This is a genomic window from Kitasatospora sp. NPDC015121, assembly GCF_055562955.1.
Window position 1 is genome coordinate 96,271 of sequence record NZ_JBVHEH010000027.1, and the last position, 13,528, is coordinate 109,798.

General features: G+C 73.6%; 13 protein-coding genes. 3 read left to right on the top strand and 10 right to left on the bottom strand.

The features are described from left to right. Positions 1-16 precede the first annotated feature (16 nt). Together ACZ3J7_RS32205 and ACZ3J7_RS32210 are read left to right on the top strand one after the other, a co-directional pair. Entirely contained in the window at positions 17-682 is a 666-nt protein-coding gene (locus ACZ3J7_RS32205) for a hypothetical protein (protein ID WP_465626922.1), read from the top strand. Then, positions 679-1,860: a nucleotidyl transferase AbiEii/AbiGii toxin family protein gene (locus tag ACZ3J7_RS32210; RefSeq protein WP_465626923.1), complete on the top strand. Its 1,182-nt coding sequence runs from the start codon at positions 679-681 to the stop codon at positions 1,858-1,860. Before ACZ3J7_RS32205 ends, ACZ3J7_RS32210 begins: the two co-directional genes overlap by 4 nt. 7 nt (positions 1,861-1,867) lie before the next feature. Here ACZ3J7_RS32210 and ACZ3J7_RS32215 read toward each other — a convergent pair whose 3' ends face one another. The 4 genes from ACZ3J7_RS32215 to ACZ3J7_RS32230 all read right to left on the bottom strand — a co-directional run bounded on the left by ACZ3J7_RS32215 (position 1,868) and on the right by ACZ3J7_RS32230 (position 6,981). Continuing rightward, complete coding sequence (locus ACZ3J7_RS32215) at positions 1,868-4,144, bottom strand: ATP-binding protein (RefSeq protein WP_465626924.1); 2,277 nt, start codon at positions 4,142-4,144, stop codon at positions 1,868-1,870. Positions 4,145-4,307: 163 nt separating this feature from the next. Beyond that, positions 4,308-4,643, bottom strand: a complete 336-nt coding sequence (locus ACZ3J7_RS32220) for an STAS domain-containing protein (protein WP_465626925.1) — start codon at positions 4,641-4,643, stop codon at positions 4,308-4,310. A gap of 452 nt (positions 4,644-5,095) precedes the next feature. Beyond that, on the bottom strand, positions 5,096-5,770 hold the full coding sequence (locus tag ACZ3J7_RS32225) for a response regulator (protein ID WP_465626926.1): 675 nt from the start codon (positions 5,768-5,770) through the stop codon (positions 5,096-5,098). Then, on the bottom strand, positions 5,767-6,981 hold the full coding sequence (locus tag ACZ3J7_RS32230; RefSeq protein WP_465626927.1) for a sensor histidine kinase: 1,215 nt from the start codon (positions 6,979-6,981) through the stop codon (positions 5,767-5,769). The genes ACZ3J7_RS32225 and ACZ3J7_RS32230 overlap by 4 nt, the downstream gene beginning before the upstream one ends. A 123-nt stretch (positions 6,982-7,104) precedes the next feature. On the opposite strand from ACZ3J7_RS32230, the gene ACZ3J7_RS32235 reads away from it, so the two are divergent. Then, positions 7,105-7,635 (top strand): hypothetical protein, encoded by a 531-nt coding sequence (locus ACZ3J7_RS32235; RefSeq protein WP_465626928.1) that lies wholly within the window; start codon positions 7,105-7,107, stop codon positions 7,633-7,635. 8 nt (positions 7,636-7,643) lie between these two features. Here the strand turns inward: ACZ3J7_RS32235 and ACZ3J7_RS32240 are convergent, their stop codons facing one another. The 6 genes from ACZ3J7_RS32240 to atpA all read right to left on the bottom strand — a co-directional run bounded on the left by ACZ3J7_RS32240 (position 7,644) and on the right by atpA (position 13,460). Next, positions 7,644-8,216 carry a cob(I)yrinic acid a,c-diamide adenosyltransferase gene (locus tag ACZ3J7_RS32240; RefSeq protein ID WP_465626929.1) on the bottom strand — a complete coding sequence of 191 codons (573 nt, stop codon included), beginning with the start codon at positions 8,214-8,216 and terminating at the stop codon, positions 7,644-7,646. 45 nt (positions 8,217-8,261) lie between these two features. Then, complete coding sequence (locus ACZ3J7_RS32245; RefSeq protein WP_033252990.1) at positions 8,262-8,762, bottom strand: DUF2550 domain-containing protein; 501 nt, start codon at positions 8,760-8,762, stop codon at positions 8,262-8,264. A 128-nt stretch (positions 8,763-8,890) separates the two neighbouring features. Then, positions 8,891-9,274 (bottom strand): F0F1 ATP synthase subunit epsilon, encoded by a 384-nt coding sequence (locus tag ACZ3J7_RS32250; RefSeq protein ID WP_465626930.1) that lies wholly within the window; start codon positions 9,272-9,274, stop codon positions 8,891-8,893. A 215-nt stretch (positions 9,275-9,489) separates the two neighbouring features. Further along, entirely contained in the window at positions 9,490-10,935 is a 1,446-nt protein-coding gene (gene atpD / locus ACZ3J7_RS32255) for a F0F1 ATP synthase subunit beta (RefSeq protein WP_465626931.1), read from the bottom strand. 2 nt (positions 10,936-10,937) lie between these two features. Further along, positions 10,938-11,852: a F0F1 ATP synthase subunit gamma gene (locus ACZ3J7_RS32260; RefSeq protein ID WP_465626932.1), complete on the bottom strand. Its 915-nt coding sequence runs from the start codon at positions 11,850-11,852 to the stop codon at positions 10,938-10,940. Between the two features lie 33 nt (positions 11,853-11,885). After that, positions 11,886-13,460: a F0F1 ATP synthase subunit alpha gene (atpA, locus tag ACZ3J7_RS32265; RefSeq protein ID WP_465626933.1), complete on the bottom strand. Its 1,575-nt coding sequence runs from the start codon at positions 13,458-13,460 to the stop codon at positions 11,886-11,888. Positions 13,461-13,528 lie beyond the last annotated feature (68 nt).

Genomic DNA, 13,528 nt, shown 5'->3' on the forward strand with positions numbered 1-13,528 from the left:
CTGCCATGATCCCGGCATGTCCGCTCGCAGCACCGCCACCGGGGTCGGCCCGTACGAGACGCACCTGACGCTGGCACCGGCCGGGGCCGACGCGCTGGCGGCGTGGGCGGCCGGGCACGGGCTGGAGTTCACCCACATCCTGCTGGCCCGCGGGCGGCACCCCTCGCAGCCGATGCTGTCCTGGCGCGCCGAGGGCACGCTGGGCGCGCAGCACCGCCGGGCCGCCGCCGAGGCGGCGCGGCTGCGGGCGGCCGGGTTCACGCCGGTCCGGGTGAAGATCGAGGCGGCGCCGTGGGTGCCGGGCGTGCCGCGGACCGACGCGGAGGCGGAACGGGCCGATCCGGCCCGCTACTTCGAACACCACGTGAAGGTCCGGCTGGCCGCCGGCACGCCCCGCGCGGCGCTGGTCCGGACGGCGGCCGGGCACGACGCGCACGTGTCCTGGAACGCCCGCCGCACCGAAGTCGGCGGCCACCGCCAGTACTTCGTCACCCAGCGCTGCCACCGCGCCGGCCTGGCCACCGCCGGCGCCCGGCTGGAGCGCCTCACCGCCGCCCTGGCCGCCGCCGGGCTCCCGCCGCTGAAGACCGAGCGCGAGTACGTGGTGCACGACTCGGCGCTCGCGCTGGACGCCGGCTGGCTCGACGGCCCGTCGCTCTCCCTCCCGGAGGAACTGCCGTGACCGACCGCTTCCGCGCTCCCGGAACGCCCCGGACGTACCGTCCGACCGGTGATCCGCGGGTCGAGCAGCCCGCCGTCTTCGACCCGGCGCTCAAGCAGTTCGACCGCGCGTACCGGGCCGGGGAGCCGAGGTTCGCCGACCCGGCGCTCGCCACCGCCTGGCGGGCCGCCCGCCGCACCGCGACGGACGCCGTGCTGGCCGCCGTCGCCGCCTCCCGCTGGGCCGAGCACCTGGTGCTGCGCGGCTCGGTGGCGCTGCGCGCCTGGTTCGGCGCCGCCGCCCGCGAGCCGGGCGACCTGGACTTCGTGCTCGTCCCCGCCGACTGGCGGATCGACGACCCGCGCACCGCCGAGCTGTTCGCCGACCTGACCGGCGCCGTCCCCGCCTCGGGCCCGGTCCGCTTCCTCCCGGCCGAGGCCGCCGTCGAGGACATCTGGACGTACGAGCGGGTGCCCGGCCGCCGCCTGCTGCTGCCCTGGGCGGCGGACGGCCTGCCGGGCGGTGGCGTGCAGCTCGACTTCGTCTTCCACGAGCATCTGCCGGTGGAGCCCGACCTGCTGGAGGCCGCGCCGGACGCGCTGCTGCTCGCCGCCGACCGCGAGCTCTCGCTGGCCTGGAAGCTGGTCTGGCTGGCCGGTGACGACTACCCGCAGGGCAAGGACCTGTACGACGCGGTGCTGCTGGCCGAGTCCGTCCGGCTGCGCCGCTCGGTGCTGGCGGCGGTGATGACCGCGATGTGGGACCCGGAGGAGGCCGTCGACGGCCCGCCCGGCCCGGAGCGGCTGAGGAACCACTGGTACGCCGACGGGACGGAGTTCGCCCGCGAGTACCCGCACCTCGCCGCCGGCTTCGACGGCCTGCCCGACCGGCTCTCCGCCGCCCTCGCCCCGACCTTCGCCGAGCCCCCGGAGCCCGTCCTGCCCCTCCCCCGGCTGGCCGAACTCGCCGAACATGTCCGCGAGTTGCACGCCGAGCGGGGCATGGCGACGGCCCAGGAGTGGCTCTCCCGGCGCCCCGTCCCGTTCAGCCAGGCGCACCGGGTCACCGAGCGCGCCCTCGACCGGCACGACTCCCGGCTGGCCCGCGAGATGCTCGCCTGCCCGGCCTGGCACCACCTGGCCCGCCGCGTCGCGGACGGCACCTGGAAGCGCTCCCGGCTGCTCACGCCGCCGTTCTGAGCCACCGTCAGGTAGCGCCGCCGGTCGTGGGCGTAGCCGTGCCGGTGGGGGTGGAGCCGGTCGGGGTGTCCGTGGGCGTGGGCGTCGACGGCGCGGTGGTGGTGGCCGGCGGTGTCGTCACCGGGTCCGTCGGCTTGGGCGGCGTACTGCGGGGCGGTGTCGTGGTGGCGCCCGGCTTGGTCGTGGTGGCCGGTGCGGAGGGGGTGGTGGTGGGCTTGCGGGTGGCGGAGGAGCCGGTCGGGGGCGAGGGGCTGCCGGACGGGGTGGGGCTGTCGCTCGCGGTGGGGCTGTCGCTCGGCGAGGGGCTGTCGCTCGCGGGCGGGGTGGTGCTCGGTGCCGGGGTGGTGCGGCGCGGGGTCGCGCTGGGGTCGAGCGGGGGGAGGTCGTCCGCGGAGGTGCCGGGGTGGTCGCCGGGGCGTTCGTCGCCGGTGGCGGCGACGCCGATCGCGGTGCCGAGCACGCCGAGCGCCATCACCGCCGCGCCGGCCAGCAGCACGGTCTTGCGGGCGCCGCGCGGGGCGCGCTTGCGCAGCCGGCCGGGGACGACGTGGGCGATCGCCCGGATCGAGCGGCGGCGGCGGGCGGGTTCGCTGTCGGGGCCGGCGGTGAGCGCGGCGGTCTCCTCCAGCCGGATCAGGTCGAGCATCCGGCGGGCGGCGGCCTGGCCGCGCTGTTCGCCCGCGGCGGCGCGCAGCGCGATCGCCGCCTCCAGTTCGGCGACGGCCCGCCGCGGGTTGCCGACGCACAGCGCGTGGACGCCCAACTCGTGGTGGAACCAGCCCTGTTCGCCCTGGGACCCGAGTATCTTGGCGGCTTCCAGGCCGAGCTGCAGGGCGCGCTCCCAGGCACCCCAGCGCAGCGACAGGGCGAGCGCGGGGCCGGCCGCCCGGGCCAGCCGGAGCACCTGGGCGGGGCGGTCGGCGTCCCGTTCGGCGAGCAGCACGGCGAGGATCACCTCGGCCTCGGCGGCGACCTGCTTGGTGGAGACGGAGGCGTGGCCGACCCACCAGGCGAGGTGTTCGGCGGCGCCCTGCGCGATCCCGCCGGGGGCGAACGGCGCGGGCAGGCCGCTGGCGTCGTCCTCGACCTCGGGCAGCAGCGCGTCCAGGACGCCTTCGGTGAGGCGGTGGTGGCCGCCGACCGAGACGGCGAGTCCGGCGTCGACGAGTTCCTGCAGGGCGCTCTCGCCGAGTCCGACGTCGATCAGCGCGGGCAGGTGCGGGGCGGTCGGGCACTCGCCGCCGAGGGCGAGCGCGAGCCGCAGCACCAGCCGGGCCTGCTCGCTCAGCCCCTGGACCAGGCGGCGGGCCGGGGTGGCGCTCTCGCCGACCGAGGGGAGCGGCACCTGGCGGCGCAGCTCTCGCTCCAAGTCGGCCGGGTCCCTGGGGAGTTCGTACTCCTGGACGGAGCCGAACACGGTCCGCCGGTCCTCCTGGGCGGCGACCAGCGCGTCCACCATGACGTCGCGCTGGCGCAGCAGCGCGGCGGCCCGGACGAAGCGCAGCGGCAGGCCCTCGGACTCGAACCAGAGGTCGACCGCCCAGGCCCGTTCGACCTCGTCCAGCGGACGGCCGGCCAGCCGGGCCGCGAGGGTCAGGCTGGCGGGGCGGGACAGGCCGGCCACCAGGTGGTCGCGCAGCCGGGAGCCGGGCGCGGCGGGCGGGCCGCCGGGGGCGGTGGCCAGCAGGAACGCGCACTCGGGGGCGAGTTCGAGCAGTTCCGCCAGTTCGTCGCCGGTCGGCTCGACGTCGTCGATCACCACGACGGCGGCGACGCCGGCCAGCAGTTCGGCGAGCTGCTCCCGGTCGGGCCGGAAGTCGGGGGCCTGGTGGGTGACGGCGAACAGGTCCTGCAGCAGGTCGGGGACGGTGCGCCGGTAGCCGCTGAGCCGCACCACGCCGTCCGGTGCGAGTTCCGCGGCGGCCTCGGCGACGGCGGCGAGCAGCGCGGAGCGGCCGGAGCCGGCCTGGCCGAGCAGTTGGACGGAGCGGCCGGCCCGGAGCTGTTCCAGCAGGGCGGCGACGTCCGCCTCGCGGTCCAGCAGTCGCAGGTCGGTCGGTCCGGTGCCGAGCGCGAGCGGGCCCACGGCGGGGCTGGGGCCGAGTTCCGGCCGGGCCTGCACCAGGCCGCGGATCCGGCGCGGCTGCGGCATCCACTCGTCCGGGCAGTGCCGGGCCTCCGAGCCCTCCGGCCCGCCGACCACCACCAGCCGTTCCCCGCTGACCAGTTCCCCGCTCCGCGGGCGGACCCCGTCCCCCCGGAACTCCCCGCTCGGCTGACCCACGTCGCTGCTCCCCGCCACTCGGACACCTGAGCGGAGACTTTCCCACACGGGCACGGCGGGTCACCACACAGGGGTGGTTCCGACACCTAGCCGCTGCGTGCACGAACACCGTCGCACCGGGCCCGACCAGCGGCGCGGGGACGGCCGCGGCGGCCGCGGGCCGTCAGCCCAGGGCGGGGAGCGTCGTCCCGCAGGGGTCCTGCACCGCGCCCTCGACCGCGAGGATCCGGTGCAGCCTGGTGGCGACCAGCAGGCGCTGCAGCTGCACGGGGACCTCGCGCAGCACCAGGCGGCGGCCGACCCGGCCGGCCCGGCGGTGGGTGCCCATGATCACGCCGAGGCCGGTGGCGTCCCAGAACTCCAGGCGGGCCAGGTCGAGGACGAGGTCGCCCTCGCCGCCGTCGACCGCGGCGTGCAGCAGCGCCCTGGCGTCGGCGGCGCTGCGCACGTCGAGCCGCCCTTCGATGGCCAGTCCGGTGTGGTCGCCGGTGATGCGCATGCTGTCCTCCTCCTCGGCCCTCCGCCGCACGTCCGCTCCACGGTGCGCCCGCACCGCCGGGGAACGTCCGTGCCCCGCGGGGCCGGGTCCGCGCACCGGCCCCTTCCTGAATCTGACGGTGAACCAGTTCCGCAGGTTGCTGTCACCCGCCGGACTGTCCCTCAACTTCACCCGTCCGAGGGAATATACGCAGGAACACCTCACACCTACGCTCGATTACCGCCCAAATCACCCGTCTGCGGGCGGACCGTGAGCAAACTCACCCGGCCGCCCGGAACGTCCCGCACCCGGGCAGCGCGGACCACCTGCGGGAGCGGCAGCGCTCTGTGCCGGACTCTAGTGGGAGCGCGCCCGCAGTGGTGCGTTCCGGCGGTGTGATCTGCGCCGGAGGGGGTGTGATCTGCGCCCCTCCGCTCCGGCGGGCGGCTCGGGCACCCGGGCCGGGCGACCGGCTACCCGGCCTCCGGCGCGGGTGCGGGCACCGGCACGCCGAGCTCCTGGGCGAGGATCGCGGCCTGCACCCGGCTGCGCAGGCCGAGCTTGGCCAGGATCCGGCTGACGTGCGTCTTGGTGGTGGCCTCGGCGGTGCGCAGCCGCCGCGCGATCTCCGCGTTGGACAGGCCCGCGCCGAGGCAGCCGAGCACCTCGCGCTCCTTGGGCGTCAGGTCGTCCAGCGCGCCGGGCCCGGCCGGGGCGTCGGCGGGGGTGCCGGGGCGGGCGAAGGCGGAGATCAGCCGCCGGGTGACGGAGGGCGCGAGCATGCCGTCGCCGCGGGCGACCGTCCGGATGCCGTCGACCAGCGTCTCGGCCTCCAGGTCCTTGAGCAGGAACCCGGCGGCGCCGGCCCGCAGCGCGCCCCACACGTACTCGTCGAGGTCGAAGGTGGTGAGCACCAGCACCTGTCCGGCGCCAGCGGCGACCACCCGCCGGGTCGCGGCGACGCCGTCCAGCCGGGGCATCTGGACGTCCATCAGCACCACGTCCGGCCGCAGCTCCAGCGCCAACCGGACGGCCTGCTCGCCGTCGGCGGCCTCACCGACCACCTCCAGGTCGTCCTCGGCGCGCAGGATCATCACCAGCGCCGCCCGCACCGCGGCCTGGTCCTCGGCCACCAGCACCCGGATCACGCCCGCTCACCGCCCTCCGCCGTCCGCGGCAGCACCGCCCGCACCGTCCACACGTCGCCGTCCTCCCCGTCGGGCCCGTCCTGCGGCCCGGCGGTGAACTCCCCGCCGAGCAGGTGGGCCCGCTCGCCCATCCCGACCAGCCCGGCCCCCGCCCCGGGCACCGGCCGGCCCGGGCCCGGCCGGTGGGGGGAGGTCACGGTGATCTCCAACTCCCGTTCCCCGTACCGGATGTCGAGCCGGACGAGGCCGGGCGCGGCGTGCTTGACGGCATTGGTCAGCGACTCCTGGACGATCCGGTACGCGGCGAGCTCCAGCGGCGCGGAGAGCTCGCCCGGCGTGCCGTGCTCGGCGGCCTCGAAGCGCAGCCCGGCCGTCCGCCCGGCCGCCCCGGCCTGGGCGAGCAGCACGTCGACGGCGGCCAACTTCGGCGCGGCGTAAGGCTCTTCGGGGACGGCTTCGCGCAGCAGGCCGATCATCCGGCGCATCTCGGCCAGGCCCTGCACGCTGTTCTCCCGGATCACCGCGAGCGCCTCCACCAGCGGCTCGTCCTGGGCGCGCCGCTGGCGGCGGGCCACCGCCTGGGCGCCGGTGGCGTGGATCGCGATCGCCGAGAGGTGGTTGGCGATCACGTCGTGCAACTCGCGGGCCATCCGGGCGCGTTCCGCGACCACCGCCCCGCGCCGGTCCAACTCGGCCAGCAGGGCGGTCTGTTCGGCCCGCAACCGCTCGGTCTCGGCCTGGTCGCGGTGCCGGCGCAGCAGGTCGGCGGTCCACACCGGGGCGAGGAAGACCAGCCCGCAGAAGACCGCGACCAGGAGCGCCTCGGGCACCGACCCGTACCGCCAGGTCAGCCCGGACAGCATCAACGTCGAGGCAGCACCGGACAGTTGGAGGACCTTGCTCATCCGGGCCGGGCCGTACAGGGTGGCCGCGTACAGCAGGTCGGTGTACATCAGCAGGGTCGCCATCAGCGAGCCCAGGTACACGGCGGCGCCGAACAGCACCCCGCCCAGGCAGACCGTCCAGACCGTCCACCGCCGCCGGCCGAGTTCCAGCGCGGCCATCGCGGCCAGCGGCAGCGCGACCGCCCAGACCGGCAGCCCGGGCCGGGCGTCGTAGGCCCCGAAGGCGAGCAGCAACAGGCCGCCGAGCAGCCCGGCGGCGGCGATGGCCAGGTCCTCCTGGCGGTCGGTGAGCCTCACGCGGTCCATCCCAGCACCCCTTCCGAGCGGCGGGAACGACCGGCCGGACGACCCGCCGTCCGTCGAAAGTCGCACGCCGCGCTCGCCGGGCCGGACGATGACCGGGCGCGGGCGCGGGGGCAGGATCGAAGCATGGTGTCCCTGATCGTGGCCGGTGAGATCGGCTTCTGGGTGGTGTTGGCGGCCGGCCTGCTGGCCCGGTACGCGCTGCGGCTGCGCCGCACCGGAGCGGTGCTGCTGGCCCTGCTGCCGGTGGTCGACCTGGTCGTCCTCGGCGCGACCGTCGCCGACCTGCGCGGCGGCGCCACCGCCGACTGGACGCACGGCCTGGCGGCCGCGTACGTGGGCTTCTCGGTCGCCTACGGCCGCCGGCTGGTCCGCTGGGCGGACGGCCACGCCGCGCACCGCCTGGCGGGCGGCCCGAAGCCCCCTGGCATGCCGAAGTACGGTGCGGCGCGGGCCCGTTACGAGTGGGGCGTGTTCGCGCTGACGCTGCTCGGCGCGGCGGTCACGGTGGGGTTGGTGGCCGCCGCGCAGTGGCTGGTCGGCGACGCCGCCCGCACCTCGGCGCTGGACGGCTGGTACCCGCGGATGGGCCTGGCGGTCGGCGTCAACCTGCTGGTCGCCGCCAGTTACACGCTCTTCCCGAAGCGTCCGGAGTAGCGCCGGCCTCAGCGGTTCGCGCCGGGCACCCACAGCACGTCGCCGCGCTCCTTGTTGGCGGTCCGCGCCAGGATGAACAGCAGGTCGGAGAGCCGGTTCAGGTACTTCGCGGTCAGCGGGTTGACGCTCTCCCCGTGCACCTCGATCGCCGCCCAGGTCGCCCGCTCGGCCCGCCGCACCACCGTGCACGCCAGGTGCAGGTACGCCGCGCCGGGCGTCCCGCCGGGCAGGATGAAGCTGCGCAGCTTCTCCAGCTCCGCCAGGAACCGGTCGCAGTCGGCCTCCAGCCGGTCGACGTACGACTGCTCGACCCGCAGCGGCGGGTACGCCGGGTCCTCGACGATCGGCGTCGCCAGGTCCGCCCCGACGTCGAACAGGTCGTTCTGGACCCGGGTCAGCACCTCGACCAGCTCGTCGTCCAGCTGCCCGGCCGCCAGCGCCACGCCGAGCGCCGCGTTGGCCTCGTTGGTGTCCGCGTACGCGACCAGCCGGGGATCGGTCTTCGTCGTCCGGCTCATGTCGCCGAGCGCGGTCGTCCCGTCGTCGCCGGTCCGGGTGTAGATGCGGGTCAGGTTCACCATGCCCGCAGCCTAGCGGGCGCGTTGACCCCCGTGAACGGCACCCGCTTACGCGACGTTCACCCTCTGTCCGGGCGGGGCCGCCTCCAGCCAGGCCAGGAAGCCGGTCAGCGCGTCGTCGCTCATCGCGAGCTCCAGCGGGGCGCCCTTGTGCAGGCAGCGCAGCACGACCGAGCCGGAGAGCAGGGCGAGTTCCTCCTGGCCCTGCGGGTAGCGGCGGCCGAGCACCTCGATCTCGGTGCGCGGCAGCACCCGGCGGGGCCGGGGGGCGTACGAGAAGACCCGGAACCACTCGATGGAGTCGCCGCTGTAGCGGCCGATACCAAAAACCCACCCCTTGCCGTCGGTCTGCGGGACCGGGGCGGAGGTGGGTTGGCCGTTCTCGTCGAGATCCGGCTGCGTGGAGGCGTCGGCCGGCATTTTCAGGCGGTAGGAGCAGTCGAAGGTGCCGCCCACCCGCTGGATGAGGCGGCGGCGTACCGCGAAGCCGACCAGGCCGGCGACGGCGAGGACCACGACGGCCGCGCACACCACAAGGGCGAGGACCATGCTCACCTACCTCCTCGCTGCGTCCCCGTGGCGGTCGACGCACGACCGCTCGTTCCTACCAACTGATGCGACAGTCCCGGGGTCACGCTGCTGGCGTCCCCGGGACCGTCGCTGAGGTCACATCAGGCTCAGTGCTGCGCCTTGAGCCCGCCGGCGGCGAGCAGGCGGACCTCGGCGCGGCGCTCGGCGTGCGAGTCGGCCTCGGTCTTGGCGTTCTCCAGCGCGCGCTCGGCGCGGGCGACGTCGATCTCGTCGGCCAGCTCGGCGATCTCGGCGAGGATCGACAGCTTGTTGTCGGCGAACGAGATGAAGCCGCCGTGCACCGCGGCGACGACCGTGCCCTGGTCGACGGTGCGGATGGTGACCGGACCGGTCTCCAGCACGCTCAGCACCGGGGTGTGGCCGGGCATGATGCCGGTGTCACCGGAGGCCGTACGGGCGACAACGATGGTGGCCGCACCGGACCACACCTTGCGGTCGGCTGCGACCAGCTCGACGTGCAGCTCAGCCAACGTGGGCTCCTTGGCTCTTGCCGGTCCGGACACCCGGGCGAACGGGCGGCGATCTCGGCAGTTTCGGTAAGAATAACGGTCACGCGGCCCCGGGACGAAACCAAGGGCCCGTAAATGACCGGGATCACAGCAGATCCAGCGGTGAGGGGTGGCCCCCGACTGAGAGCCGGGGACCACCCCTCAACGGTTCGGTCTGCCGTGCAACCGGCCTGCGGTTACTTCTTCAGCAGCTCGGCGGCGTTGCGCTCGAGGTCGTCGATGCCACCGCACATGAAGAAGGCCTGCTCCGGGACGTGGTCGTACTTGCCGTCCGCGATCGCGTTGAAGGCCTCGATGGTCTCCGACAGCGGGACGGTCGAGCCGTCGACACCGGTGAACTGCTTCGCCACGTAGGTGTTCTGCGAGAGGAAGCGCTCGATGCGGCGGGCCCGCTGCACCGTGACCTTGTCCTCCTCGGACAGCTCGTCGATGCCGAGGATCGCGATGATGTCCTGGAGGTCCTTGTACTTCTGCAGGATGCCCTTGATACGGACGGCCGTGTCGTAGTGCAGCTGCGTGATGTACCGCGGGTCGAGGATGCGGGACGTGGAGTCCAGCGGGTCGACAGCCGGGTAGATGCCCTTCTCCGAGATCGGGCGCGACAGAACGGTGGTCGCGTCCAGGTGGGCGAAGGTGGTGGCCGGCGCCGGGTCGGTCAGGTCGTCCGCGGGGACGTAGATCGCCTGCATCGAGGTGATCGAGTGACCGCGGGTCGAGGTGATGCGCTCCTGCAGGAGGCCCATCTCGTCGGCCAGGTTCGGCTGGTAGCCCACCGCGGAGGGCATGCGGCCGAGCAGGGTCGACACCTCGGAACCGGCCTGGGTGAACCGGAAGATGTTGTCGATGAAGAGGAGCACGTCCTGCTTCTCGACGTCGCGGAAGTACTCCGCCATGGTCAGCGCGGAGAGCGCGACGCGCAGGCGGGTGCCCGGCGGCTCGTCCATCTGGCCGAAGACCAGCGCGGTCTTGTCCAGGACGCCCGAGTCGACCATCTCGTCGATGAGGTCGTTGCCCTCACGGGTGCGCTCGCCGACACCGGCGAACACCGACACACCACCGAAGTTCTCGGCGACGCGGTAGATCATCTCCTGGATCAGCACGGTCTTGCCGACACCGGCGCCACCGAACAGGCCGATCTTGCCACCGGTGACGTACGGGGTGAGCAGGTCGATGACCTTGATGCCGGTCTCGAACATCTCGGTCTTCGACTCGAGCTCGGAGAAGTTCGGGGCCTTGCGGTGGATCGGCCACTTGACCTGCACCTGGGACTCGAACTCGGCCTTGTCGACGTTCAGCACCTCACCGAGGGCGTTGAACACCTTGCCCTTGGTGATCTGGCCGACCGGGACGGAGATCGCCGAACCGGTGTCGGTGACCTGCGCGCCGCGGACCAGGCCGTCGGTCGGCTGCATCGAGATGCCGCGGACCAGGCCGTCGCCGAGGTGCTGGGCGACCTCGAGGGTCAGGGTCTTGCGGCCCGTGCCGTCGGGGTTGTCCACCTCGACGTGCAGGGCGTTGAACATGTCCGGAATGGCGTCGACGGGGAACTCCACGTCGACGACCGGGCCGATGACCCGCGCGACGCGGCCCGTCGCCGTGGTCGGCTCAACAGTGGTGGTCATACTCATTCGCTCCCCGCGCTAGCGTCGGCCAGCGCGTTCGCGCCGCCCACGATCTCGCTGATTTCCTGGGTGATCTCGGCCTGACGGGCCGAGTTGGCAAGCCGCGTCAGCGACTTGATGAGCTCGCCGGCGTTGTCCGTCGCGCTCTTCATCGCGCGGCGGCGGGCGGCGTGCTCGGAAGCGGCCGACTGCAGCAGCGCGTTGTAGATCCGGCTCTCGACGTACCGCGGCAGCAGCGCGTCGAGGACGCCCTCCGCCGACGGCTCGAAGTCGTACAGCGGGAAGATCTGGTTCTTGGCCGGTGCCCCGTCGCTCAGCTCGACCTCGTCGAGCTTCAGCGGCAGCAGGCGGGCGTCGATCGCGTTCTGCGTCAGCATCGACACGAACTCGGTCGACACCAGGTGCAGCTCGTCCACGCCGCCGGTCTCCGCGGTGAAGGCCTCGATCAGGTCCGCCGCGACCGCCTTGGCGTCCCCGTAGGTCGGCTTGTCGGAGAAGCCGGTCCAGGAGTTCGCCACCGCCAGGTTGCGGAAGCCGTAGTAGCCCACACCCTTGCGGCCGACGATGTACGTGACCACGTCCTTGCCCTCGGCGCGGAGGCGGGCGGCGAGCGCCAGCGACTGCTTGATGGCGTTGGTCGAGTAACCGCCCGCCAGGCCGCGGTCCGCCGTGATCAGCAGGACGGCGGCGCGCGAGGCGTTCGGGTTCTCGGTGGTCAGCGGGTGCTTCGCGGTGGACCGGGTGGCCACCGCGGTCACCGCGCGGGTGAGCTCGTCGGCGTACGGAGTGGAGGCGGCCACCGCGCGCTGCGCCTTGACGATGCGCGACGCGGAGATCATCTCCATCGCCTTGGTGATCTTCTTCGTCGCGGTGACGGAGCGGATGCGGCGCTTGTAGACCCGAAGCTGTGCTCCCATTGGGTCGTTACGTCCTTTCCCTCGCTACCGGACTCAGGCCTGCTCGGAGAGCAGCTTGCCGTCAGCCGTGGTGAAGCCCTGCTTGAAGGACGTGATCGCGGCGGTCAGCGCGTCGATGGTGCCCTGCTCCAGCAGGCCGGTCTCGACGATGCCGGCCAGGATGCCCTTGTGCTCCAGGCGGACGTTGTCCAGGAACTCGCGCTCGAAGCGGCGGATCTCCGCCACCGGGACGTCGTCCAGCTGACCGGTGGTGCCGGCCCAGATCGAGACGACCTGCTCCTCGACCGGGAACGGCTGGTACTGGCCCTGCTTCAGCAGCTCGACCATGCGGGCGCCGCGCTCCAGCTGGGCCTTCGAGGCCGCGTCCAGGTCGGAACCGAAGGCGGCGAACGCCTCCAGCTCGCGGTACTGGGCGAGGTCGAGGCGCAGACGGCCGGCGACCGAGCGCATGGCCTTGATCTGGGCGGAGCCACCGACGCGGGAGACCGAGATGCCGACGTTCACGGCCGGGCGGATGCCGGCGTTGAACAGGTCGGACTCCAGGAAGCACTGGCCGTCGGTGATCGAGATGACGTTGGTCGGGATGTACGCCGAGACGTCGTTGGCCTTGGTCTCGATGATCGGCAGACCGGTCATCGAGCCGCCGCCGAGGGCGTCGTTCAGCTTGGCGCAACGCTCCAGCAGGCGGGAGTGCAGGTAGAAGACGTCGCCCGGGTAGGCCTCGCGGCCCGGCGGGCGGCGCAGCAGCAGGGAGACGGAGCGGTAGGCCTCGGCCTGCTTCGACAGGTCGTCGAAGACGATGAGGACGTGCTTGCCGTCGTACATCCACTCCTGGCCGATGGCCGAACCGGTGTACGGGGCGAGGTACTTGAAGCCGGCCGGGTCGGAGGCGGGAGCAGCCACGATGGTGGTGTACTCCAGCGCGCCGGCCTCCTCCAGGGCGCCGCGGACGGACGCGATGGTGGAGCCCTTCTGGCCCACGGCGACGTAGATGCAGCGGACCTGCTTCTCCGGGTCGCCCGAGCGCCAGTTGTCGCGCTGGTTGATGATGGTGTCGACGGCGACGGCGGTCTTGCCGGTCTGACGGTCACCGATGATCAGCTGGCGCTGGCCGCGGCCGATCGGGGTCATCGCGTCGATGGCCTTGATGCCGGTCTGCAGCGGCTGCTTGACCGACTTGCGGGCCATGACGCCGGGGGCCTGCAGCTCCAGGGCGCGGCGGCCGGTGGCGGCGATGTCGCCCAGGCCGTCGATCGGGTTGCCCAGCGGGTCCACGACGCGGCCCAGGTAGCCGTCGCCGACCGGGACGGAGAGGACCTCGCCGGTGCGCTGCACCGTCTGGCCCTCCTCGATGCCCGAGAACTCACCGAGGACGACGACACCGATCTCGCGGGTGTCGAGGTTCAGCGCGAGGCCGAGGGTGCCGTCCTCGAACTTCAGCAGCTCGTTGGCCATGACCGAGGGCAGGCCCTCGACCTTGGCGATACCGTCCATGGCCTCGGTGACCGTGCCGACCTCTTCACGCGAGGCCGCGTCCGGCTGGTACGACTGGACAAAGTCGGCCAGCGCGTCCCGGATCTCCTCCGGACGGATCGTAAGCTCCGCCATCAGGCTTCCCTGCTCTCCTAGTTTGCGATCCTCGGCCCGCCATTGAGGGCCGCAAGTGCTCGACTCTC

Bases quoted from the DNA above. Each gene is read 5' to 3' on its own strand.
- ACZ3J7_RS32205 (WP_465626922.1), top strand. From the start codon at position 17: ATGTCCGCTCGCAGCACCGCCACCGGGGTCGGCCCGTACGAGACGCAC.
- ACZ3J7_RS32220 (WP_465626925.1), bottom strand. From the start codon at position 4,643: ATGCGCATCACCGGCGACCACACCGGACTGGCCATCGAAGGGCGGCTC.
- ACZ3J7_RS32230 (WP_465626927.1), bottom strand. From the start codon at position 6,981: ATGGACCGCGTGAGGCTCACCGACCGCCAGGAGGACCTGGCCATCGCC.
- ACZ3J7_RS32235 (WP_465626928.1), top strand. From the start codon at position 7,105: ATGGTGTCCCTGATCGTGGCCGGTGAGATCGGCTTCTGGGTGGTGTTG.
- ACZ3J7_RS32240 (WP_465626929.1), bottom strand. From the start codon at position 8,216: ATGGTGAACCTGACCCGCATCTACACCCGGACCGGCGACGACGGGACG.
- ACZ3J7_RS32245 (WP_033252990.1), bottom strand. From the start codon at position 8,762: ATGGTCCTCGCCCTTGTGGTGTGCGCGGCCGTCGTGGTCCTCGCCGTC.
- atpD (WP_465626931.1), bottom strand. From the start codon at position 10,935: ATGACCACCACTGTTGAGCCGACCACGGCGACGGGCCGCGTCGCGCGG.
- ACZ3J7_RS32260 (WP_465626932.1), bottom strand. From the start codon at position 11,852: ATGGGAGCACAGCTTCGGGTCTACAAGCGCCGCATCCGCTCCGTCACC.
- atpA (WP_465626933.1), bottom strand. From the start codon at position 13,460: ATGGCGGAGCTTACGATCCGTCCGGAGGAGATCCGGGACGCGCTGGCC.